Annotated in this window: 18 protein-coding genes and 1 riboswitch; of the genes, 13 read left to right on the top strand and 5 right to left on the bottom strand. The window is 65.4% G+C overall.

Annotation, left to right across the window (positions count from 1 at the left end):
• Window positions 1-12: 12 nt before the first annotated feature.
• Window positions 13-642 carry a thiamine phosphate synthase gene (gene thiE / locus BLS08_RS20865; protein WP_055987250.1) on the bottom strand — a complete coding sequence of 210 codons (630 nt, stop codon included), beginning with the start codon at window positions 640-642 and terminating at the stop codon, window positions 13-15.
• Window positions 639-1,436 (bottom strand): hydroxymethylpyrimidine/phosphomethylpyrimidine kinase, encoded by a 798-nt coding sequence (locus tag BLS08_RS20860; RefSeq protein ID WP_055987247.1) that lies wholly within the window; start codon window positions 1,434-1,436, stop codon window positions 639-641. The genes thiE and BLS08_RS20860 overlap by 4 nt, the downstream gene beginning before the upstream one ends.
• A 143-nt stretch (window positions 1,437-1,579) precedes the next feature.
• Here BLS08_RS20860 and BLS08_RS20855 point away from each other — a divergent pair, with 143 nt between their 5' ends.
• From BLS08_RS20855 to BLS08_RS20815, 9 genes are all read left to right on the top strand, one after another.
• Window positions 1,580-2,740, top strand: coding sequence for an MFS transporter (locus tag BLS08_RS20855; RefSeq protein ID WP_055987245.1), 1,161 nt, complete (start codon window positions 1,580-1,582; stop codon window positions 2,738-2,740).
• Between the two features lie 90 nt (window positions 2,741-2,830).
• Complete coding sequence (locus tag BLS08_RS20850) at window positions 2,831-3,577, top strand: siderophore ferric iron reductase (protein WP_055987243.1); 747 nt, start codon at window positions 2,831-2,833, stop codon at window positions 3,575-3,577.
• Window positions 3,571-4,338, top strand: a complete 768-nt coding sequence (locus tag BLS08_RS20845) for an ABC transporter ATP-binding protein (RefSeq protein WP_055987240.1) — start codon at window positions 3,571-3,573, stop codon at window positions 4,336-4,338. The genes BLS08_RS20850 and BLS08_RS20845 overlap by 7 nt, the downstream gene beginning before the upstream one ends.
• Before the next feature lie 2 nt (window positions 4,339-4,340).
• Window positions 4,341-6,317 (top strand): Fe(3+)-hydroxamate ABC transporter permease FhuB, encoded by a 1,977-nt coding sequence (gene fhuB / locus BLS08_RS20840; protein WP_055987239.1) that lies wholly within the window; start codon window positions 4,341-4,343, stop codon window positions 6,315-6,317.
• Window positions 6,318-6,457: 140 nt separating this feature from the next.
• Window positions 6,458-7,348: an ABC transporter substrate-binding protein gene (locus BLS08_RS20835; protein ID WP_055987236.1), complete on the top strand. Its 891-nt coding sequence runs from the start codon at window positions 6,458-6,460 to the stop codon at window positions 7,346-7,348.
• 91 nt (window positions 7,349-7,439) lie between these two features.
• Window positions 7,440-9,851 (top strand): hybrid sensor histidine kinase/response regulator, encoded by a 2,412-nt coding sequence (locus BLS08_RS20830; protein WP_055987234.1) that lies wholly within the window; start codon window positions 7,440-7,442, stop codon window positions 9,849-9,851.
• A gap of 223 nt (window positions 9,852-10,074) precedes the next feature.
• Complete coding sequence (locus BLS08_RS20825; RefSeq protein WP_017675479.1) at window positions 10,075-10,716, top strand: TetR/AcrR family transcriptional regulator; 642 nt, start codon at window positions 10,075-10,077, stop codon at window positions 10,714-10,716.
• Entirely contained in the window at window positions 10,713-12,362 is a 1,650-nt protein-coding gene (locus BLS08_RS20820) for an acyl-CoA dehydrogenase family protein (protein WP_055987232.1), read from the top strand. The genes BLS08_RS20825 and BLS08_RS20820 overlap by 4 nt, the downstream gene beginning before the upstream one ends.
• A gap of 41 nt (window positions 12,363-12,403) precedes the next feature.
• Window positions 12,404-12,606, top strand: a riboswitch (cobalamin riboswitch).
• A 53-nt stretch (window positions 12,607-12,659) separates the two neighbouring features.
• On the top strand, window positions 12,660-13,340 hold the full coding sequence (locus BLS08_RS20815; RefSeq protein ID WP_055987230.1) for an energy-coupling factor ABC transporter permease: 681 nt from the start codon (window positions 12,660-12,662) through the stop codon (window positions 13,338-13,340).
• 9 nt (window positions 13,341-13,349) lie between these two features.
• On the opposite strand, the gene BLS08_RS20810 is transcribed toward BLS08_RS20815, so the two are convergent.
• Entirely contained in the window at window positions 13,350-14,072 is a 723-nt protein-coding gene (locus tag BLS08_RS20810) for a hypothetical protein (RefSeq protein ID WP_055987228.1), read from the bottom strand.
• Window positions 14,073-14,197: 125 nt separating this feature from the next.
• Here BLS08_RS20810 and amn point away from each other — a divergent pair, with 125 nt between their 5' ends.
• The gene (amn, locus tag BLS08_RS20805) at window positions 14,198-15,670 is read left to right on the top strand and encodes an AMP nucleosidase (RefSeq protein WP_055987226.1); all 1,473 of its coding nucleotides are present in this window, start codon (window positions 14,198-14,200) and stop codon (window positions 15,668-15,670) included.
• A gap of 1 nt (window position 15,671) precedes the next feature.
• Here the strand turns inward: amn and BLS08_RS20800 are convergent, their stop codons facing one another.
• Window positions 15,672-16,643, bottom strand: coding sequence for a threonine dehydratase (locus tag BLS08_RS20800; protein ID WP_055987225.1), 972 nt, complete (start codon window positions 16,641-16,643; stop codon window positions 15,672-15,674).
• An 80-nt stretch (window positions 16,644-16,723) separates the two neighbouring features.
• On the opposite strand from BLS08_RS20800, the gene BLS08_RS20795 reads away from it, so the two are divergent.
• Window positions 16,724-18,064 carry an aminotransferase-like domain-containing protein gene (locus BLS08_RS20795; RefSeq protein ID WP_090337369.1) on the top strand — a complete coding sequence of 447 codons (1,341 nt, stop codon included), beginning with the start codon at window positions 16,724-16,726 and terminating at the stop codon, window positions 18,062-18,064.
• Window positions 18,065-18,229: 165 nt separating this feature from the next.
• Here the strand turns inward: BLS08_RS20795 and BLS08_RS20790 are convergent, their stop codons facing one another.
• Window positions 18,230-18,661, bottom strand: a complete 432-nt coding sequence (locus BLS08_RS20790; protein WP_055987221.1) for a hypothetical protein — start codon at window positions 18,659-18,661, stop codon at window positions 18,230-18,232.
• A 148-nt stretch (window positions 18,662-18,809) separates the two neighbouring features.
• Between BLS08_RS20790 and BLS08_RS20785 the strand changes: the two genes are divergently transcribed.
• Together BLS08_RS20785 and BLS08_RS20780 are read left to right on the top strand one after the other, a co-directional pair.
• Window positions 18,810-20,375, top strand: a complete 1,566-nt coding sequence (locus BLS08_RS20785; protein WP_055987218.1) for a methyl-accepting chemotaxis protein — start codon at window positions 18,810-18,812, stop codon at window positions 20,373-20,375.
• Between the two features lie 8 nt (window positions 20,376-20,383).
• Window positions 20,384-22,108, top strand: coding sequence for a putative bifunctional diguanylate cyclase/phosphodiesterase (locus BLS08_RS20780; protein WP_090337367.1), 1,725 nt, complete (start codon window positions 20,384-20,386; stop codon window positions 22,106-22,108).
• Window positions 22,109-22,159: the final 51 nt, after the last annotated feature.

Genomic DNA, 22,159 nt, shown 5'->3' with positions numbered 1-22,159 from the left:
TCTGGAAACGAATCAGTCGAACAGCGCGGCAAAGGCGCGGGCGCGGTCTTCCACCTCGGTGGCGGAGTCGGCAGCGAACAGGGCGTGGATCACGGCCACCATGCTGGCGCCACGGGCGATCAGGCCTGGCGCGGTGCCTAAGGTCACGCCGCCGATGGCGACGATGGGCTGGGCAAAGCGCGCGCGCGCCTGATCCAGCAGCTCCACGGTGGCAGCCGGAGCGCCGGGTTTGGTGTTGGAGTTGAAGAAGCGGCCGAAGGCGATATAGCTGGCACCTTCGGCGACGGCGCGCTCGGCCAGCTCCAGCTGGGCGTGGCAGGTGCCGCCGATGACGGCCTCGGTACCGAGGCGGGCGCGGGCGGTGGCCAGCGAGCCATCGGTCTGGCCCAGATGCAGGCCGACGCCCAGGCGTGCCGCCAGCTCCAGGTCGTCATTGATGATCAGTGTGGCGCCATGGCGTCGGCACAGCTCGGCCAGGGTCTGGGCTTCATCGAAACGGCGCACGTCATCGGCGGATTTGTCGCGGTACTGCAGCAGGCGCGCGCCACCGATCAGCGCCGCTTCGGCATAGGGCAGCAGCTTGCCACCGGCCAGCAGCGGGGTGTCGGTGATGGCGTAAAGACCACGCAGCGCCGCAGTCATTGGGCGAAGTCCAGCGGCAGACGGCGCGGCACGTACTGACCGTGGCCCGGTTGTTCGGCGTCGCGCAGGGTGCGCCAGGTGTAATCCAGGGCGCTCTTCACGGCGCTGACCAGTTCCTCGCCCAGCGCCAGGCGACCAGCCAGGGTACTGGCCAGGGTGCAGCCGGAGCCATGGTAGCTGCCGGGCAGGCGCGCGCAGGTGAAGGTGTGGCGGCTGCCGTCACGGCAGTACAGGCGGTTGTGCACTTCGGCTTCGTCGCCGTGGCCGCCGGTGATCAGCAGGTGCTCGATGAAGGGAAGCAGTTTCTCGGCGCATTCGTCGGCGCTGCCTTCCGGCAGTTCGGCGAGGATGCGCGCTTCCGGCAGGTTCGGTGTGGCAATGGTGGACACGGCGAACAGACGCTCGCGCATGGCATAGCCGACGTCATCCTTGCCCAGCGAGCCGCCACCACCGGCGCGCAGCACCGGATCACAGACCAGTGGCACGCCCGGCAGCTGGCTCATCACCTCGAGTACGGTGTCGACCATGTCCACCGAGCCGAGCATGCCCAGTTTGACGGCGGCCACCGGCATATCGGCGATCACCGCGCGGGCCTGGGCCAGCACCCAGTCGCGGTCGAGCACGCGGAAGTCGGAGACGTTGACGGTATCCTGCACGGTCAAGGCAGTCACCGTCGGTGCGGCGTGGCAGCCTTGGGCCAGCAGGGCTTCGATATCGGCCTGCAGACCAGCACCACCACTGGGGTCGTGACCGGACATGCACAGCACTACGGGGCGGAAGTTTGGCGTTTTCATGGTGCGCGAGCTTATCACTAACAAGCCTCAAGTCGCTGCACGCCATGCCGGTCGTTAGCCTTTCTGATTCTCGTGCGTATTGGCGTTAGCCAGTCTGGAAATGGCATCATGCGCGGCCCTGCCGCCTTGCCCGAATGCCTCCGATGACGCTGCGTACCTGCCTGATCATGATGACCGCCCTGGCGGTGATCACCGATAACCTGATCATTCCTTTTTATCCGCAGTATTTCGCCGAGCGTTTCGACAATCCGCCGGAGCAGCATGTCGGCCTGTATCTGGCGGTGGTCAGCCTGGTGGTGATGGCGGTGTTCCCGCTCTGGGCGCGTCTGGCCAAGCGCGTGCACCCGGTGCGCATCCTGATCAGCGCGCAACTGATGGCCGGCAGCCTGACCGCCGCCTGCTATTTCATCGACTCGCTGCCGCTGTTCTGGGTGGTGTCGTTGCTGATGGTGGTGTTCAAGGGCAGCTACCTGCTGATGTACCCCTACGTGATGAGCCTGCAGCAGCAGGACAACCACACCCAGACCATCGGCACCCTGTCGGTGGTAGTGCACTTCGGCGCCATTCTCGGCGCTGCGCTGGGCGGCCTGATTCTGCAGATCATGAACATTGGCGATGTGTTTCTGGTGATGGCCGCCGGCGACTTCATCCAGATGGCCATCTGCATGCATCTGGTGCGTGGCTACCTGCCGGCGCCGGGCGAGCAGCCGGCGAGCGACGAGGCACCGGTGAAGAACGAGGCGCGCAGTCTGCCGGCGATCTACCGCCTGTGCCTGGTGATGCTGCTGTTCTACTTCGTCGGTTACGTCACCCGGCCGTTCTTTGCCGTCTACTGGCAGCAGGTGGCGCACTGGAACAGCGAGATGGCCGCCGGCTTCGTCTATGCGTTGCCTGGCGCCGTGGCCGTGTTGGCGCTGTGGTGGGGGCGCCGCGCGACCAAGCAGGGCAACACCCGTGACGGCATTCTCGCCGGTCTGCTGCTGGGCGCGGCGGCCACCTTCATCCAGGGCTTCGGCGATCAGTGGCTGATCCTGCTCGGCCGCGTGCTGTTTGGCTGGGCGCTGTATCAGGTCACCGTGCGCCTCGATGCCTTGCTGTTCGAGCTCAGCTCGCCGGAGCACTACGCGGTGGACTTCAGCAAGATCAATATCTTCCAGTGCCTGGGCAACATGGGCTCGGCCTACGGCGCGGGCTTGCTGGTCAGCCACTACGGTCAGGCCATGCCGTTCTGGGTCGGTGCTGCCGGGCTGCTGCTGACCGCCGCGTTGTTCCCGATGCTGGTGCGCAAGCCCAAGGTGGCTTGAGTCTTGAGTGGCGAATGATAATTTGATGCAGATGCGTATCGATGATTAAATTCGCTCTTCGCATTGCTTCCATCATCCGGGTTCGCCGCGATGCACGATATTCACCACCTGCTCGATGTGATTGCCCGCAGCCTGCCTGGGCTGCAGGGGCGTATCGGTGTGCCCGGTGCCGATCTGCTGGTGTGCGGTAGCGAGGGCAACGACCGGCGTATTGCCGCGCTCTATCAGCACTGGCAGCAGGCTCATCCCGAGGCCGGACCGCATTACTGGACGGTGCGCAGCTGGACCTACCTGGTCTGGCAGCCCATCTACCTGACCTTGCTCGGCGTACACCTGGCGCAGCGCGTGCCCTGTCTGGGGAGCCTGGGGCAGGCGGTGCAGGGCGGCGTGGTGTCGGGTTTCTGTCTGCCCGAGCACTGCCCGCAGCAGGCTACGGAAGATCAGCTGATCGGCCTGGCTGCCAGCCAGCTCGAGCAACTGCTGCGCCGCCAGCACGCCGAGTTCTGCCAGGTACAAAGCATCCACGGCAAGCTGGCCCAGCGCCTGGCGGCCGATTACGTGCTGGCCGCCTTGTTGCTGGTGCAGCGCCAGCTGACTCTGGACAACCAGCAACTGCGCGCGCTGGCGGCACGCTGGCTGGAGGCATTGGACTTGCGTGGTGGCAGCGACCTGCTGGAGGTGCGGCTGGACGATGGCCGCGACTGCCTGACCCTGGAGCGCAAGGCCTGCTGTCAGCATTTTCGGCGTTGCGATGGCGAGCTGTGCAGCACCTGCCCGAAGCTACGGCGTGACGAGCGCCTGCTGCGCCTGCGCGAGGAGCTGGCCCTGGCATGTTGATGTTGCGTGATATCGAAGTACGCCGCGGCGAGCGGGTGACGCTGGCGCTGGACGAACTGCACCTCGAAGGTGATCGCTTCACCGTGATCCTCGGCCACAACGGCTCGGGCAAGTCGACCCTGATGAACCTGCTGGCGCGGCAGCTGCAGCCGACCCGAGGTTCGCTGCAGCTGGACGGGCGTACCCTGGCCGGTTTTTCTGCCCGTGACTTTGCCCAGCGCGTGGCCTTCCTGCCACAGCACCTGCCCGATGTCGCTGGCCTGACCGTGCGCGAACTGGTGCATCTGGGGCGCTTCCCCTGGCGCGGGCTGCTCGGCCGCTGGCGCGCCGAGGACCATGCAGCCGTCGATCAGGCGCTGGCGCAGACCGATGTCGCCCATTACGCCGATCACCTGGCCGACAGCCTGTCCGGAGGCGAGCGCCAGCGCGCCTGGATCGCCATGCTGCTGGCCCAGCAATCGCCGCTGCTTTTGCTCGACGAGCCAACCTCGGCGCTGGATCTGGCGCATCAGTACGAATTGATGGGCCTGCTGCGCCAGCTCAATCGCGACAGTGGGCGCGGCATCGTTGCCATCCTCCACGACATCAACCTCACCGCGCGGCATGCCGACCGGGTGATCGCCCTCAAACAGGGGCGCATCTTCTTTGACGGCAGCCCGGACGAGTTGCTCAGCGGGCCGTTGCTCAGCCAGCTCTACGACATCGATATCGAACTGATCGAACAGCCCGGCAGCGCCCGCAAGATTGCCGTGGTGGCCTGAGCATGGCGGCAGTTTCGGCGCCCTCACGCCACCTTCTGACGCTGCTCGCGCTGCTGCCCCTGGCACTCCTGCACCTGTGGCTGGCGGCCGATCTTGATCCGTTCGAGCTGTGGGCGATGCTGGCTTCTGCCGAACACAGTTTCGAGTTTCTGCAGCTGCAACTGTCAGCTCTACCCAGGCTGAGCATGGCGCTGCTCACGGGCGCTGCGCTGGGACTGTCCGGCAGCCTGCTACAGCAGATCACGCAGAATCGCCTGGTGTCGCCCATGACCATCGGCGCCTCGTCCGGGGCCTGGCTCGGGCTGGTGCTGGCCACTTTGCTGGTGCCGACCTTCGCGGCCAGCCACGGACACTGGGCGGCACTGCTCGGCGCACTGCTGGCGGTCGGTCTGGTGCTGCTGATTGCCGGGCGCAGTGGCATTGTCGGGCTGCCGCTGGTGCTGGGCGGCATGGCCATGAACCTGTTGCTCGGCGCGCTGGCTGCCGGGCTGGTGCTGATCAACAACCAGTACACCCAGGGGTTGTTCGTCTGGGGCGCGGGTGATCTGGCGCAGATCGACTGGCACTGGGTGCAGTGGCTGTGGCCCAAGCTGTTGCTGGCAGTGCCAGTGCTGATCCTGGCGCCGCGGCCGTTGAGCTTGCTGCAGCTTGGCGGCGATGCTGCTCAGGGCCGTGGCCTGGCGCTGTGGCCGGTGATGCTGGTGCTGTTTCTGGCGGCGCTGTGGCTATGTTCGGTGTCGATCACGGCGGTCGGCCTGATCGGTTTCATCGGCCTGCTCACGCCGAATCTGGCGAAGATGCTTGGCGCCCGCACGGCGCGTGATGAACTGTTCTACAGCGCGTTGCTCGGTGCCTTGCTGTTGCTTGGTACCGACGCCCTGGCGCTGCTGGCCAATCGTGTCAGCGGCCAACTGGTGCCCAGTGGCGCGACGGCGGCGTTGATCGGTGCGCCAGTGTTGTTGTGGCTGGCGCGCCGACACCTGGCGGCGGAAGACCCGCGCGGCCTGCAGCTGCCGCGCGGTGCCGAGCGTTTCGGCTGGCGCAGTGCGCTGTGGGTGGCGCTTCTCGCCGTGCTGGCGCTGACCGTGGCGCTCGGGCTGGCCCGCGGTGTCGATGGTTGGCACCTGCAGTGGCCGTCGGCGCTGGTCTGGTCGCTACGCTGGCCGCGTGTGCTCACCGCCGCTTCTGCCGGCGCCGGTTTGGCGATTTCCGGTCTGCTGCTGCAGCGCCTGCTGCGTAACCCGCTGGCCAGCCCGGATATTCTCGGTCTATCCGCGGGTGCCACGCTGGCGGTGATGCTGGCGCTGATCATCTTCGGTGGCGCGGTGTTCGGCGCGGTCGCGCCGCTGGCTGCCTTCGTCGGCAGTCTGGCGGTGCTGGCGGTGTTGATGCTGCTGGGCCGGCGTCATCACTACTCACCAGCGCTGATGGCGCTGCTGGGGATTTCCCTCGGCGCGCTGCTCAACGCCGCCTTGCAGTTCGTGCTGGCCAAGGGCACGGGTGACTCGTTCGCGTTGCTCGGCTGGCTGGCCGGCTCCACCTACCGCGCCACACCGGCACAGGCATTGTGGCTGACGGTTGGCGTGCTGCTGTTCGGCGCTCTGGCATTGCTGTTCCAGCGTGCGCTGACGCTGATCGGCATCGGCGATGGGGTGGCCGCCAGCCGCGGCCTCGACGTGCCGCGACTGCGCCTGGCGCTGCTGGTGCTGGTGGCGCTGCTCTGTGCGCTGGTCACCAGCCTGCTCGGGCCAGTGGCGTTTCTGGGGCTTTTGGCCCCGCATATCGCGGTGATGCTCGGCGCGCGCCGGGTGCTGCCGCAGCTGCTGCTGGCGGCCTCGTTGGGCGCGGTGCTGATGCTGCTGGCGGACTGGGTCGGCCGCACCCTGATCTTCCCGTTGCAGATTCCGGTGGGCATTGTCGCCTCGGTGTTGTGTGGCAGCTATTTCGTCTACCTGCTGATTCGTGGGAGGTTGGCGTGAGGGCACCTCTAAAAACTACCTGCGTTGTCATCGCTGCGTTAAAAACCGTCTCAAAATGCTCATTTACAATCCTTAAACTGCGCTTTTTCGCCTGTTTTCGCCTTGCGCTGACGGCCTCGTCAACGTTTTTAGAGACGCCCTTGAAGCGTTGCTTACTCGGCGTTCTACTGCTTTGGCTGACGCCTGTCTGGGCGAGTGATGCGCCACGGGTGGCCGCGCTGAGCTGGGAGGCCACCGAGCATCTGCTGATGCTCGACGTGACGCCGCTGACCGTCGCCGATGCCGGGGATTACCGAGCCTGGGTGGTGCGGCCGACGCTGCCCGCAGGCGTGCCATCGAGCGGTTCGCGCCTGGAGCCCAATCTCGAATTGCTGGCCGAGTTGCAGCCTGAGTTGATCGTCATCCCGCCTTTGCTGGAAGACATCCGCCCGTTGCTAGAGCGTATTGCGCCGGTTCAGGTGTACCAAGGCTTCAGCCAGCAGCACGACAATCTGCAGGTGCAGCGCGAGGCGTTTCTCGACCTGGCGCGTGCGCTGAGACGCGAGGCATTGGCCAGGCAACGCCTGCAGGCGATGGACGCCGAGCTGGCGCAATGGCGCGAGCGGCTGCGGGCTCATTACGGGCAGCGTCTGCCGGCCGTCACGGTGATACGCCTCTCGTCGCCGACGGCCGCCTTCATCAACGGCCCCAACTCCATGCCGCAACATGCGCTGGCGCTGCTCGGCCTTCAGCCTGCGATGGACCTGGCGCCGAGCCCCTGGGGCATCACTCAGGTACCGATCACCGCGCTGGGTCGCATCGAAGAGGGCGTCGTGCTGCATATCGAACCCTTTGCCCAGGAGGCGCAGTTGTTCGCCTCGCCATTGTGGCAGGCGATGCCTTTCGTGCGTGAGCAGCGCTTCGCCGCGATGCCCTCGACCTGGACCTATGGCGGCGTGTTTTCCCTGCAGTATCTGGCCGAGGCCATAGGTGAAGCGCTGCTTAAACTGCCGTCTGAATCTGGAAAAGCGACCCAACAGTCCCTAGAGTAGAGCGATTCGAATATAAGTCTGCCGTGCGTGACGGCGCCATTTGATGGGCTAATGGGGGCCTGGGCGCTGTCTGACAGGGTTTTGGAGTCGTATGTACCGGCTGCTCCTGCTCATCGTGAGCCTCGTTTTTTCCTCGCTCGTGGGCGCCGTTACCTTCGACGAACATATGCGCACTTTGCCTCTGGGCCAGAGCATGTACGTGTTCGAGGACGTGCGCGGCGATGCCAGCATCGACGACATCGCCTCGCCCGCCGTGCAAGGTAGTTTCCGTCTGCATGACAAGCCCGTGCTCAACGCCGGCTATTCGCGCTCGGTATTCTGGCTGCGGCTGGACCTGCACTATCTGCCGCGCCAGGCGCAGGGGGACCGCAACTGGCTGCTGGAGCTGGCTTATCCGCCGCTCGATCACCTTGAACTCTACCTCCCCGACGAGGCCGGCGGCTTCGCCCTGGCTCAGCGTACTGGCGATTCGTTGCCTTTCGTCACTCGCCAGATCCGCCAGCACAATTACCTGTTCGAGCTGAACCTCGAGCCGAACCAGAACAAGCGCATCTATTTGCGCCTCGAAAGCCAGGGTTCGATCCAGGCGCCGCTGACCCTGTGGGCGCCCAACGCCTATCTGGAAGAGCAGCCCGCGCGTATCTACGTGCTTGGCATCATCTACGGCGTGCTGCTGGTGATGCTGGTGTACAACCTGTTCATCTTCCTCAGCGTGCGCGACACCAGCTACCTCTATTACATCCTTTATATCGCCTCGTTCGGCCTGTATCAGGTCTCGGTCAACGGTGCCGGCATCGAGTATTTCTGGCCCAACAACCCCTGGTGGGCCAATGCCGCGACGCCATTTCTGATCGGCTCGGCCGCCTTGTTCGGCTGCCAGTTCGCCCGCAGCTTCCTGCACACTGGCGAACACAGTCCCTGGGTCGATCGCCTGTTGCTGCTGCTGATGGCCTGCGGCGCCGTTGTGATGATCCTGGCGCTGAGCGTCAGTTATGCCACGGCATTGCGTCTGGCCACCTACCTGGCCCTGCTGTTCACCGTGGTGATCTTCGCTGCCGGGGTGCTTGCCTGGCTGCGCGGTATGCGCGTGGCGCGTTACTTCATCTTCGCCTGGACCGCCTTTCTCATCGGCGGCATCGTCAACACGCTGATGGTGCTGGGCTACCTGCCCAACGTCTTTCTCACCATGTACGCCAGCCAGATCGGTTCGGCGCTGGAAGTGGGCCTGCTGTCGTTGGCGCTGGCCGACCGCATCAATGCGATGAAGGAAGAGCGCACGCGCATTCTCCAGGAGGCCGGACGCAAGCTCGAAACGCTGAACCAGGAACTGGCCGACAGCAACCGTTTCAAGGATGAATTCCTCGCCACCGTGACCCATGAGCTGCGTACGCCGATGAACGGGGTGATCGGCTCGCTGGAGCTGATGCAGACGGTGAAGATGGACATCGAACTGGAGCAGTACCAGAAGACCGCTGCAGCGTCCGCGCGCGACATGATGCGCATGGTCAACGACATCCTCGCGCTCACCGAATTGCAAGCCGGCAAGCTCTATCCGCGGCGCGAGACGTTCAGCCTGCGCGGGCTGTTCGATGGTCTGCGTGCCCAGTATGCGGCGCGCGCCGAAGACAAGGGGCTGACGTTCGCCCTGGAGCTGGACGACAACCTGCCCGACACCCTGGAAGGGGACGCGGCCAAGCTGGCGCAGGCGCTGGGCTATCTGCTGGACAACGCCATCAAGTTCACCAGCCAGGGCGGCGTGACCTTGCAGGTCGGCCGCGTCGGTAGCGTGGGCAGCAACCTGCCGTTGAGTGTGGTGGTCAGCGATACGGGGATCGGATTCGCGCCCGGCGACGGCGACCTTTACCAGCGCTTCCATCAACTCGATGGCTCGATGACGCGCAAGTACGGCGGCCTGGGCATCGGCCTGGCGATCAGCAGGCAACTGGTCGACCTGCTTGGTGGCGTGCTCAGTCACGAGTCGCAGCCGGGGCAGGGCAGCCGGTTTCGCCTCGATGTGCCGCTGACTCTGCCGCTGCAACCTCAGGTCAGCGATGTTCGCCCGGCACGGCCGCAGGGCGGCGCGCTGCAGCGCCAGGCGCAGCAATGCACGGTACTGATCGTCGAGGACAATGCGATCAACCAGCTGGTAACCCGCGGCATGTTGCTCAAGCTCGGCTACCGCGTGCGCACTGCCGACAATGGTGCCGAGGCGCTGGAGTTGCTGCGCGGCGAGACGGTGGATGCGGTGCTGCTCGACTGCCAGATGCCGGTGATGGACGGCTTCGCCACCTGCCGCGCACTGCGCGCCCTACCGGGCTGCGCCGAGCTGCCGGTGCTGGCGATCACCGCGCACAGCCACAGCGGCGACCGCGAGCGCTGTCTGGCTGCGGGCATGAGCGACTACCTGGCGAAACCGGTGAAATTCGACGAGTTGCGCGTGCTGCTGCATGACTGGGTGCTGTGCCGCCCGGCAACGGTTTCCGGTGGCGCCGCGCCGGTCTGACTCTTTCGCAGGGCGTGATGAAGCCGCTGGGCCCTGTAGGAGCCGGCTTGCCGGTGATGCTTGGCGCCTGTCAGATCGATGATCGCCAGCAAGCTGGCTCCTACAAGTGCAGCTTTGCACGAGCAACCTCTTTCCCGATTCGGCGGCAGATTTGGCCGGATCGTCCCTTTAGTCATGGTCTGAATCCTGATTCACTGAATGCAGATGAATCAGGATTCAGACCATGGCTTATCGCACCACCGAAGCTCGACTCGACCGCGACCAAGCGTTGCGCGCGCGTATTCTCGACTGCGCCTTGCTGCGAGTAGCCGAGGGCGGTTTCGCCGCCCTGACCATGCAGGCGTTGGCCGACGATGTTGGCATCGCCACCGGTAGTCTGTACCGCCACTTTCGCAGCAAGGGTGAACTGGCCGCCGAGGTATTCGCCAGCGCCAGCCAGCGTGAGGTAGATGCTCTGGCCGCAGCCTTGCGTGGGCCGGGCAGCGCCAGTGAGCGCCTGCGCATCGGCCTGGAACAGTTCGCTGCCCGCGCCTGGCATAGCCGCCGCCTGGCCTTCGCACTGATCGCCGAACCGGTCGACCCGGAAGTCGACGAGCAGCGCCTGCTCTATCGCGAAGCCTACGCCGAACTGTTCATCGATCTGCTGGAGGAGGGTGCCGGCGCCGGTGAGTTTCGCGTCGAGCAGATCGGTCTGATGGCGGCCTGCCTGGTCGGTGCCATTGCCGAAGCGCTGGTCGGCCCTCTGTCGCCACCTGCTCGCGCCGCTCGCGAAGCAGGCCAACCCACCCTGGAGCTGGCGCAGGTCAGCGCCAGCCTTGCCACCTTCTGCCTGCGCGCCGTCGGCGCCAAGGAGCCCACGCGATGAAACCCAGCCTGCACGCCGAAACCCACGAGGTGTTCAACCAGGTACCGAGCCTCGATGGCGCCAATCTCTATCGCCTCGACCTGCCGCTGCAGGAGTGGATTCGCCGCTACGATGGCGCCTGGGCCCACGAGCGTTTGAGCGCCTATGGTGCGCTGGCCGGCGGCGCCCTGATGCAGGCCGGCTTTCTCGCCAACGAGAACAAACCGGTGTTCAAGAGTCATGATCGCTACGGCAACCGCATCGACCTGGTCGAGTTTCACCCGGCCTACCACGAGCTGATGCGCACGGCGGTCGAGCACGGCCTGCCGTCGCTGCCCTGGACCGATCCGCGCGCCGGTGCCCATGTCGCCCGCGCCGGGCTGACCTACCTGCACAGCCAGGCCGAAGCGGCCAGCGGCTGCCCGTTGACCATGACCTTCGCCGCCGTGCCGGCCATCCGCCTGCAGCCCAACGTAGCCGAGCAGTGGCTGCCGAAGATCCTCGCCACCGAGTACGACCCACGCAACCTGCCGATGGAGCAGAAGACTGGCGTGACCATCGGTATGGCCATGACCGAGAAGCAGGGCGGCACCGACGTGCGTGCCAACACCACCCGCGCTTATCCCATCGGCCTCGGCGGGCCGGGGCAGGGCTATGAGCTGGTCGGCCACAAGTGGTTCTGCTCGGCGCCGATGTGCGACGCCTTCCTCACCCTGGCCTACACCGACAAGGGCCTGTCGTGCTTCCTGCTGCCGCGTCACCGCACGGACGGCACGCGCAACGCGTTCTACATCCAGCGCCTGAAGAACAAGCTGGGCAACTGGGCCAACGCCTCCAGCGAGGTGGAGTACCGTGGCGCTTTCGCCTGGATGCTCGGCGAGGAAGGGCGTGGCGTGCCGACCATCATCGAGATGGTGGCGATGACCCGCTTCGATTGCATGGTCGGCTCCAGCAGCCTGATGCGCCAGGCGCTGACCCAGGCTGCGCACCACTGCGCGCATCGCCAGGTGGGTGGCAAGCTGCTCGCCGACCAGCCGCTGATGCAGAACGTGCTGGCCGACCTGGCGTTGGAAAGCGAAGCCGCGCTGGCCCTGTGCATGCGCATGGGCCGCGCGCTGGATCACGCGCATGACGCGCAGGAGGACAAGTTCGCCCGTCTGGTCACCGCCGTGGGCAAGTACTGGATCTGCAAGCGCGCGCCGGAAATGATCTACGAGGCCAGCGAATGCATGGGCGGTGCGGGCTATGTCGAGGAAACCATCATGCCGCGCCTGTACCGCGAAGCGCCGGTCAACTCGATCTGGGAAGGCTCGGGCAACGTGCAATGCCTGGACGTGCTACGCGCGCTGTCCAAGGAACCCGGCGTGCTCGATGCGCTGTTCGCCGAGCTGGGCGACGGCCACGGCGATGCGCGGCTGCGGGCGCATATCCAGCGGCTCAAGGCCGATTTCGCCGACACCGCCGACATCCAGTACCGCGCCCGCCAGCTCACCGAAGACATGGCCGTGGCACTGCAGGCCAAGCTGCTGCTGGAGGCCGGCAACGCCACGGTGTCCGACGCCTTTATCGCCAGCCGCCTGGAAGGCCGCGGCCGCGTCTACGGCACCCTGCCGCGCGGTGTCGACGTCGAGGCGCTGCTGGCGCGTAGCACACCGCACCTGGTCTGAGCGAGGACCGCCCGGCACGCTGTTTTTTAGCCGGGCAGGCGAGTAATCTTGCCGCCGATGGTTCTGTGTGCACGTCTGTGACGCGGATGAAAAGGGAACAGGGTGCGGCGAATCTCGCCAATGCCCTGGCTGCCCCCGCAACTGTAAGCGGCGAACGATGCCCTCATGCCACTGACTTCGGTCGGGAAGGCGGGCGAAGTGCCAAGCCGTGAGCCAGGAGACCTGCCATCGACAACGGGCGTTTCGCCCACCCCCTTATCCGAATCGTCGCGCGGTGGGCGCGGCAAAGGAACTCGCATGCATATCGAACCCGGTGTCGTCGAAGGCGCCAAGATCCTGCTCAGCTACGCAACGGCCGTCACGGCCTTCGGCCTGACCGCCAAACTCGCCCTGGACAGCGTACGCAACAACGGCGGTGTCGCCGCCCTGGCGCTACGCAGCCTGCTGACCACCGCCCTGGTATTCTGCTTCTTCGAAGTGTTCCCGCATCATGCGGTGGGCGTTTCCGAGGTGCACCTGATCCTCGGATCGACCCTGCTCCTGCTGTTCGGCGCTGGTGCTGCCGCCATTGGTCTGGCCGCGGGGCTGTTGTTGCAGGGGCTGCTGTTCGCTCAATTCGACCTGCCGCAGTACGGCATGAACGTAACCACGTTGTTGATTCCGCTGTGGGGCATCAGCTTGCTGGCCAAACGCATCGTCGCGCCGGGTACCGCCTACGTCGATCTTTCCTACAAACAGGCGCTGGCGCTATCGACTGCCTATCAGGGCGGCATCGTCGCATGGGTCGGGTTCTGGGCCTTCTATGGTCACGGCTTCTCCAGCGAAAACCTGGCAGCAGTGGGCAGCTTCGGCCTGGCCTACATGAGCGTGATCCTGGTCGAGCCGCTGATCGACCTGGGCGTGCTGGCCGCTGCCAAGGCGCTGTCGCGTTTCAGCCAGGGGCCGCTGTTCAACGTGCGCCTGCATCAGCCGGCCTGAACCGGTCGCTCAGCGGCGGCGCTGCCAGATCATCTTGCCGGTATTGCTCTCGGTGACCAGGTACTGGTCGCTGAAGCGGTAGTAGGCGGCGGGTTGATAGTCGGCGGCGCCAGCCAGGCGCACCATCAGCATGCCGCCCTGGCTGCGCCAGTGGCCGCTGTATTGCACCTCGCCTGGGCTGTCGTAGCTCCAGTCGCCTCCGCCGCCGACCGCGCGGCTCCACTGGGTGACGCTGCCGTCGGCATTCAACTGCAGGGTCATCAGGGTGTTGAACGAGGCGAAGCTGGTACCGCCGCTGTTGATGATCTTCTCGTGCACCCAGGTGCCGACCAGTGTCGGGTCCATCGTGCCTGACGTAGGTGGCGTCGCAATCGCCGCCTCGCGCTGAAACAGCGCCTGGCGTTCCAATACCTCCCCGTTTCTTGGGTTACGCGCGGCGATGCTGGCGTTGAGCATCGCGTTGGCGTAGGTCGCGTTCATGTTCGCCAGTAGCAGGCCCGATTGCGGGTCGCTGATCTCGGCGCGCAGCAGCTTGCCGTCGTAGCGACCTTTGACGACCAGGCGCAGGTGCTGGCTCTCCACGTACTCGCCTTCCACCACGGCGTCGTTCTGGCGCAGGATCAGCTCGCTCGGCTGGCCGTCGAGCGTGGTCCGGTAGTGGCCATCGAGTTCGCCGGCTTGAGCGCTTGAGCATGAGGCCATGGCCAGTAGCAGAACGATTGCACGAGACATGATGGTGACCTCCGACGAATTGATTCAAGCCTAGCCGTTGGCAGCGATAGGCGGGGGATCGCGCTATGTTTTCGTCACCGTATGCAGGCAAGATAGGGCCGTACGTTCAGTCAGGAAGATGCACAGTGAAAGCCTGCTCAGATGATTTCATCATTGCCTACACTCCCGAAGAGGCGGTTGATCGCCTCGCCGCGTTGCACCAGGAGGCCACTGGCGCCCTGAGCCACGCGCTCAAACGCTACCTCAAGGAGCGCATCCGCCCGGATGCCAGCGAGCACTGCCTGTTCCGCTACCCCGAATTGCGCCTGACCTACCTGTGCCAGGGTGAGGTGCCGACCACCGTGCGTGCCTATGCCAAGGTGCAGGTGCCGGGCACCTATGCCATCACCGTGACCCAGCCGGCGGCCTTCCGCAAATACCTGCTGGAGCAGCTGCGCCCGCTGATGAACGACTTCACCCTGCGTGTGGAAGTTGGCCGTAGCCAGCAGAACATTCCTTACCCATACGTGGTCGAGGGCGGCGATGAACTGGCCGGCAGTGGTGTGACCGCCGCCGAGCTGGCACGCGTATTCCCCAGCACCGACCTGTCTGCCGCCACCGACGGCACTGCCGATGGCCTGTACGACTGGGAGAACATCGACCCGCTGCCGCTGGCACTGTTCGACGCGGCGCGTACCGACTTCTCGCTCAAGCGCATCCAGCACTACACCGGCAGCGACTGGCGCCACGTGCAGCCATGGATCCTGTTGACCAACTATCACCGCTACGTCGACCAGTTCATCCGCCACGGCCTGGACATGCTGGTGGGCGACTCGCGCTTCACCCGCATGGTGCTGCCGGGCAACGTGGTGATCGAGCGCGGCATGGCCGAAGGTGAGATGCAGGCGATCATCGAGAATGTGGTCTGGCACCGCTACCAGATGCCGGCCTACCACCTGCAGGCCGAGGACGGCCACGGCATCACCCTGGTCAATATCGGCGTCGGCCCGTCCAACGCCAAGAACATCACCGACCACCTGGCCGTGCTGCGTCCGCACTGCTGGCTGATGATCGGCCACTGCGGTGGCCTGCGTCAGTCGCAGACCATCGGCGACTACGTGCTGGCCCACGCCTATATGCGCCGCGACGGCATCCTCGACCGCGTGCTGCCGCCGCATATCCCGCTGCCGGCGCTGGCCGAGGTGCAGCAGGCGCTGCAGGAAGCCGCCAAGCTGGTTACCGGTGAAGAGGGCGACGAGCTGAAGAAGCGCCTGCGCACCGGCACCGTGCTGACCTACGACGACCGCAATTGGGAGCTGCGCTGGGCCCAGGAGCGGCCGCTGATCAACCTGTCGCGTGCGGTGGCGGTGGACATGGAAAGCGGCACCATCGCCGCCCAAGGCTATCGCCTGCGGGTGCCCTACGGCACGCTGCTGTGCGTGTCGGACAAACCCCTGCACAGCGAGATCAAGCTGCCCGGCGCGGCCGGCGCTTTCTACGAGCGCGCCGTGACCCAGCATCTGCATATCGGTATCGCGGCGCTGGAGTTGATGCGCAGCCAGCTCAACTCGCTGCACTCGCGCAAGTTGCGCAGCTTCGACGAGCCGCCGTTCCGCTGAGTCAGGCCGCGACGGACGCCTCGTCACGCAGCAGTTCGGCCAGCGCAGCGCGGTCGATATTGGCGCCGCTGAGCACCACGGCCACGCGCTGGCCGGCATTGAGCTTGCGTTCCTGCATCAGGGCGGCCAGCGCCGCTGCGCCGGCGCCTTCGGCAAGGTTATGGGTGTCCTCGTGATAGGTGCGGATGGCGGCACGGATTTCCTCGTCGTCGACCCGCACGATGCGTGCGGCGCCGGCGCGAATCATGTCCAGCGCCAGTTGCTGTGGCTGGCGGCAGGCCATGCCGTCGGCCAGGGTGTCGGCGCGTTCGGTCTGCACCAGCCGGCCCTGTTCGAAACTTTGCGCATAGGCGTCGGCGCCGCTGGCGACCACGCCGATGATTTCGGTGTCGAGACCGAGCAGGTCGCGGGTGCGGATCATCCCGCAGATGCCCGAGCCAAGCCCGATGGGCACATATACCCGGCGCAGGTTCGGCACCGCTTGCAGTAACTCCAGAGCATAGGTGGCGACGCCGCGCACCAGATCCTCATGCAATGAGGGCACCCAGTGCAGGCCGTCACGTTCGGCCAGGCGCGCTGCCTCGACACGGGCCTCGTCGAAGTCGCGGCCATGTTCGATCACCTCGGCACCGAGGGCGCGCATCGCTGCGTTCTTCTCACGAGCGTTGCCGTGCGGCACCAGGATGCGAAGCGCCAGGCCGGCCGCGCGTGCGGCCAGCGCCAGGCTCTGGCCGTGGTTGCCCCGGGTAGCGGTTACCAGGCCGCGCACCTGCGGCTCGCGGCGCAGCAGGGCATCGATGTAGACCAGCCCGCCGCGCACTTTGAAGGCGGCGGTGGGCGCATGGTTCTCGTGCTTGACCCAAACTTCGCAGCCCAGGCGCTGAGCCAGCAGCGGCCAAGCCAATTGCGGCGTGGGCGCCATGTGACGGTAAACCAGTTGGGCGCTCTGCTGCAGTTGGGCGAGGTCGAACATGGGGCTGACTCCGGGTGGTGTTGACCCCGATGCTAGTGCGGCGCATTGTATGGGTAAATCTTTATATTGCATGGCAAGCAATGTGGCTTCCTGACCTGCAAGACAGCGCTCTCCCGACATACCTCGCCCTGGTCGAGGCCATTGCACTGGCCATTGGCCGAGGCGAACTCAAGCCTGGTGAACGGCTACCGCCGCAGCGCCGACTGGCCTGGACGCTGGGCATCAACCCGAGCACGGTGATGCTCGCCTACCGCGAAGCTGCGCGTCGACACCTGGTATCCGGCGAGGTCGGGCGCGGCACCTACGTGCTGTCCGGCAGTCATGAGGCAAGCCTGTTCCGTCTCAAGCAGCCGACCGCGCAGGGCGACCTGATCGACCTGTCGACCAACGTACCGGTGCATGACCCGGACAATCATGATCTCTCCGCCAGCCTCGCCGCACTGGCCGCACGCGGCAAACTCGATGCGCTGCAGGCCTACCCTTCGGCGGCATTGGTCGAGCGTGCGCATCTGGCGGGGGCAATCTGGTTGCGACGGCGTGGTCTGCAATTGGCACCGGGCGAATTGCTGCTCTGTGCTGGCGCCCAGCAGGGCGTGTCGGCGGCCTTGCTGGCGCTGTGCGAGGCCGGCGAGCCGATCCTGGTGGAGCGCTACAGCGCACCGGGGATCAAGGCCGCCGCGCGCCAGTTGCGCCTGCCGCTGCACGGCGTGGCGATGGACGAACGCGGCATCCTGCCCGATGACCTCGACCGCCAGGCGCGTGCCACCGGGGCTCGCGTGGCGGTGCTCACACCCTGTTTGCAGAACCCCACTGGCGCCAGCCTGGACGCCGAACGCCGCGCCGCCATTGCCGAGGTGGCCAGGCGACGCGGGTTGTGGCTGGTGGAAGACGACGTCTACGGCGTGCTCGGCAGCGAGGCGCCGCTGGCCGCGCAGCTCCCCGAGCGCTGCCTGCTGATCAGCAGCCTGTCCAAGAGCGTTGCGCCGGGGCTGCGTCTGGGCTTCATCGCCGGCGCGCCGGAGCTGCTCGAACGCATCGACCGCGAGGCACAGGCCACGCGCTGGGCCGTGGCGCCGCTGAGTCTGGCGCTGGCCTGCGAATGGATCGAAAGCGGCGTCGCCGAGCAGCGCCTGGCCTGGCAGATGGAGGAGTTACAGCAGCGCTGGCGCCTGGCCGCGCGCGTGCTCGGGCCACGCATGCCGCAGGGACGGGCGGTGGCGCCGCATCTGTGGCTGGACGACTCGCCGCCCGCCGGCCTGGCCGAAGCCTGCCGGGATCACGGCGTGGAGGTGGTGGCGGCCGAGGTGTTTGCGGTCGACGCCAATCCGGGGCACGCGGTGCGCGTCAGTCTTGCCGCGGCGGCCAGCCGCGCCGAGCTCAAGCGGGCGCTGGAAGGGATAGTGGCGGCCTGGCCGCTCTGACGGTTAGTCCGCCTGGGGCTGTTCCAATAGGTTTGCAACAGCGGATCGTCTAACGAAGATCAATGGATCGAAGGCACCGCCATCGCTGCTGCCTTCGAACGTGCAGTGGCGTGTGTAGCCCGCCATTGGCGCTATGGCGGGTTGCACCCGCACTACGAGGAAGTCCTAGCTCTGTTCATCCGGTGTATCGGGGGCAGCGCTGGCTTGCGCCTGTTCGGCCTGGGCGAAGTTCATGATCACCTCGCGAATGAGCCGTCGGCGGGCTGGCGAGAGCGCCAGGAACGCTTCTATGGCCTCGCGCTCCTGGTGGGGAACGCACTCGTACAGTTGCTGTTGCCTTTTTATCTGCTCAGGAACCTCCTCTCCGAATCTCAGGGTGCGGGGATCTATTCGTAGCCACTGCGCCAACACCAGCAGTTTGTCCTCCGTCGGCAGAGCTTCGCCTTTCAGCCAGCGCCGAACGCCATGCAAAGTTACGGGTTTGCCCCAGTAGCGCAAGTTGAACTCACGCTCGAGTACGGCGGGTTTGGCCTCGTAGCCTGCTTGCTCGAGTGTGCTGCGCAGGCGTGCGGCAAATTTTTGACGTGTGTTTTCCATGACGGGAAACACTACGGAGGAACACGACGGCGTGGCGTAACACAATAGGCAATATTGATTAAGTTAATTACGTAAATTATGGTTACGTTAGTGCTGGCGTAATGATATCGTCATGGCTCGATCATCAAGTGCATGCAGAGAGTATCCGATGAGACTGAATACCCCTGTGACGGGGCGAGAGCGTGACTTTCCGTCTGCGCAGCGCTTGATTTCGGCGACAGATACAAGGGGGCTCATCACTTACTGCAACGATGAGTTCGTCAGCGTCAGTGGCTTCGAACGTGAGCAACTGCTGGGGCAACCACACAATATCGTGCGTCATCCGGATATGCCGGAGGCGGTATTCGAACATATGTGGAGTCATCTCAAGGCCGGCAAGGCCTGGATGGGCATCGTCAAGAACCGCTGCCAGAACGGCGATTTCTATTGGGTCAGCGCCTATGTGACGCCGATTTCCGAGAATGGCCGGGTGAGCGGTTACGAGTCGGTGCGGGTGAAGCCGGATGCCGAGCAGGTACGCCGCGCCAGTCAACTCTATGCGCAGATACGCGCGGGTAGGTCGCCGGAGTCGTCGGGGCAAGGCCTGTGGCGTTGGGCCGAGATACTGGGTATCCCCGCCATGACCGGTTTGGCCGTGCTGGCGGCGTATCAGTGGGTTTCGCCTGTCGTGGGTCTGGCCTGTGCCCTGGCGGTGCCGTTCGCCCTGCAGGGGTGGAATGACCTGCGCCGGGAGCGCCTGCTGCAGCGTTTGCTGGATAGCCTGCAGGGGGCTTTCGACAGTGAACTGATCGCACGTACCTATACTGATTTGTCCGGCAGGCCCGCCCAGGTGCAGATGGCCCTGATCAGCGAGCGCGCGCGTATCCGCACGGTGCTCAGCCGCCTGGAGGATTATGCCGACCACAGTGCCGAACTGGCCCAGCGCAGTGGCCGTTTGACCAACAGTTCCGAAGCGTCCCTGCAGGCACAGCGTGGCGAGGCGGATATGGCGGCAACCGCGATGCACGAGATGGCGGCATCGATCGCCGAGGTATCGGCGCATGTTCACCGCACCGCCGATGAAGCCCGTCGGGCCAATATGCTGGCCCACGATGGCTCGGCCGAGGCTGGCAAGACCCGCGAGGTGATCGAGAAGCTGGCGCACACGGTGTCGGGGATCAGTGCATCGGTGGAGGGGCTGGCGCGCGATACCCAGTCCATCGAGCAGGCCGCCAGCATGATCCGGGCGATAGCCGAGCAGACCAACCTGCTGGCCCTGAATGCGGCCATCGAGGCTGCGCGGGCTGGTGAACAGGGCCGGGGCTTCGCAGTGGTGGCCGATGAGGTGCGGGCTCTGGCGTCGAAAACCCAGGATTCGACCCGGGCCATTCAGGACATCATCAAGACGCTGCAGGCCGGAGCACAGGGCTCGGTGGCTATTGCCCAGGCCGGTACGCAGGAGGCCGCCGCCGGTGTGCAGCAGGTAATCGCCACCCAGGACGCGCTGCAGGGGATCAGCAGTGCCGTCGACCTGATCCACGACATGGGTCAGCAGATGGCTGCGGCATCCGAGGAGCAGGCCCATGTCGCCGAGGATATTTCCCAGCAGATCACCCGGATTGCCCAGGCTTCGGATCTCAATGCCGAGCTGGCGGGGGAATCCGCGCAGGTCGGTAACGATCTGCAACAGACTTCGCGCGCCATGCATGCACTGGTCGAGCGTTTCAGCAGTTGAGAGAAATTATGGAAAACAGCGAAGACACTGTGGCCGCTGACCCGGACCAGTGGGATGGTGTCGACTCGGCGCTGGCCGGTGCCATTTTCGATGCGGCGGTGGATGCCATCATGGTCATCAATGCCCGTGGCATTCTCCAGGCGGCGAATCGGGCGACGGAGCAGACCTTCGGTTTCAGCGCCGACGAACTGCTTGGCAAGAACATCTCCATGCTGATGCCCGCGCCGCACGCCGAGGCGCATGACGGTTACCTGGACAACTACTGTGCCGGTGGCGAACGCAAGGTCATCGGGATTGGTCGGGAAGTCATGGGCCGGCGCAAGGATGGCGTCTGCTTCCCCTTGCACTTGAGCGTCGGTGAGTTCCAGCGCGACGGTCAGCGCCTGTTCGTCGGTATCTGTCACGATATCAGCGAGCGGCGCAAGTTCACCGAGCGCATCGCCTTTCTGGCCGCCTACGACGGCCTCACGGGTTGTGCCAACCGGCATGAGTTCATTCAGGGCCTGGCCATGGCCATGGAGGCTTGCGAGGTTTCCGGGCGGCAACTCGCGGTGCTGTTCATCGACCTGGACGGCTTCAAGCAGATCAATGACAACCATGGCCACAGGGTTGGCGACCGTCTGCTCAAGCTGGCGGCTGAACGCTTCCAGAAGAGCCTGCGCGATGGCGACATGCTGGGGCGGGTGGGCGGCGACGAGTTCGTCGCCTCGATCATGCTGGAGTCCGGGGCCGAGACTGCCGAGCGGGTTGCCGCGCGCCTGATCGAGGCGCTCAAGGAACCCTTCGTCATCGACACCCGCGTTCTGAGCGTCAGCGCGAGCATCGGCATCAGCCTGTACCCGGACCATGGCCAGTCCGCCGACGAGGTGATGAACGAGGCGGATATCGCCATGTACCAGGCCAAGGTGGAGGGCGGGGCGTGCATTCGTCTGTTCGACCAGGCGCTGCGCGAGCGCTCCGAGCGGGTCTACCGGTTGCTCAGCCGCCTGCGCAAGGCCATCTCGCTCGATCAGTTCGAGCTGCACTACCAGTTGCAGTTCGACATGCAGACCTTGCAGCCCTGCGGCATGGAAGCCTTGCTGCGCTGGCGCGACGGCAGCAATGGCCTGGTGGCGCCCGATCAGTTCATTCCGGTGGCGCAGGAGTATGGCCTGATGCCGGCCATCGGCCGCTGGGTCATTCGACGGGCGTGCCGGGACAATGCGGCGCTGATCGAAGCGGGGCTGATGGATGTGGCGGTGGCGGTCAACATCTGCGCGCCGTTGTTCAGCGAGGCCGGCTTCGTCGCACTGGTTCGCCAGACTCTGCGCGACAGCGGCCTGCCGGCCGAACGCCTGGAGCTGGAAATCACCGAGGATGTGGCGATGAACGCCTCGGCGCAGGTATTGCAGACTTCGGTCGAGTTGCACGAAGCCGGAGTCCGTCTGGCGATGGATGATTTCGGCGTCGGCTTCTCGTCACTGGGGCGCTTGAAACAACTGCGTTTCGACAAGTTGAAGATCGACCGCTCGTTCGTCTCGGGCTTGCCCGGCAACCCCAGCGATCAGGCGATCATCCAGGCCATTCTCGGCATCGCCCAGGGGCTGGGTATGCGCACCGTGGCCGAGGGGGTCGAAACCGAGGCGCAACTGGCTCTCTTGCAGGAAGGTGGATGCAGCCAGGGGCAAGGCTTCTGGTTCGCCAGGCCGATGCCGCTGGCGGAGTTGATCGAGTGGCTGCGGGCGCGTCGGTAGGCGCGAATGAAATCGCTCCTACAGTGCTCCTATCGTGTATGGCGGGTCGCA

Origin of the sequence: Ectopseudomonas chengduensis (assembly GCF_900102635.1) — a bacterium.
GTDB classification, from domain to species: domain Bacteria; phylum Pseudomonadota; class Gammaproteobacteria; order Pseudomonadales; family Pseudomonadaceae; genus Aquipseudomonas; species Aquipseudomonas chengduensis.
Note: the sequence above shows the minus strand (reverse complement) of the source record. Positions and strands in the feature narration are given on the sequence as shown.

Bases quoted from the DNA above. Each gene is read 5' to 3' on its own strand.
- BLS08_RS20855 (WP_055987245.1), top strand. From the start codon at position 1,580: ATGACGCTGCGTACCTGCCTGATCATGATGACCGCCCTGGCGGTGATC.
- BLS08_RS20850 (WP_055987243.1), top strand. From the start codon at position 2,831: ATGCACGATATTCACCACCTGCTCGATGTGATTGCCCGCAGCCTGCCT.
- BLS08_RS20860 (WP_055987247.1), bottom strand. From the start codon at position 1,436: ATGAAAACGCCAAACTTCCGCCCCGTAGTGCTGTGCATGTCCGGTCAC.
- BLS08_RS20820 (WP_055987232.1), top strand. From the start codon at position 10,713: ATGAAACCCAGCCTGCACGCCGAAACCCACGAGGTGTTCAACCAGGTA.
- BLS08_RS20815 (WP_055987230.1), top strand. From the start codon at position 12,660: ATGCATATCGAACCCGGTGTCGTCGAAGGCGCCAAGATCCTGCTCAGC.
- BLS08_RS20800 (WP_055987225.1), bottom strand. From the start codon at position 16,643: ATGTTCGACCTCGCCCAACTGCAGCAGAGCGCCCAACTGGTTTACCGT.
- BLS08_RS20780 (WP_090337367.1), top strand. From the start codon at position 20,384: ATGGAAAACAGCGAAGACACTGTGGCCGCTGACCCGGACCAGTGGGAT.
- BLS08_RS20810 (WP_055987228.1), bottom strand. From the start codon at position 14,072: ATGTCTCGTGCAATCGTTCTGCTACTGGCCATGGCCTCATGCTCAAGC.
- BLS08_RS20790 (WP_055987221.1), bottom strand. From the start codon at position 18,661: ATGGAAAACACACGTCAAAAATTTGCCGCACGCCTGCGCAGCACACTC.
- fhuB (WP_055987239.1), top strand. From the start codon at position 4,341: ATGGCGGCAGTTTCGGCGCCCTCACGCCACCTTCTGACGCTGCTCGCG.
- BLS08_RS20830 (WP_055987234.1), top strand. From the start codon at position 7,440: ATGTACCGGCTGCTCCTGCTCATCGTGAGCCTCGTTTTTTCCTCGCTC.
- thiE (WP_055987250.1), bottom strand. From the start codon at position 642: ATGACTGCGGCGCTGCGTGGTCTTTACGCCATCACCGACACCCCGCTG.
- BLS08_RS20845 (WP_055987240.1), top strand. From the start codon at position 3,571: ATGTTGATGTTGCGTGATATCGAAGTACGCCGCGGCGAGCGGGTGACG.
- BLS08_RS20795 (WP_090337369.1), top strand. From the start codon at position 16,724: ATGTGGCTTCCTGACCTGCAAGACAGCGCTCTCCCGACATACCTCGCC.
- BLS08_RS20785 (WP_055987218.1), top strand. From the start codon at position 18,810: ATGAGACTGAATACCCCTGTGACGGGGCGAGAGCGTGACTTTCCGTCT.
- BLS08_RS20825 (WP_017675479.1), top strand. From the start codon at position 10,075: ATGGCTTATCGCACCACCGAAGCTCGACTCGACCGCGACCAAGCGTTG.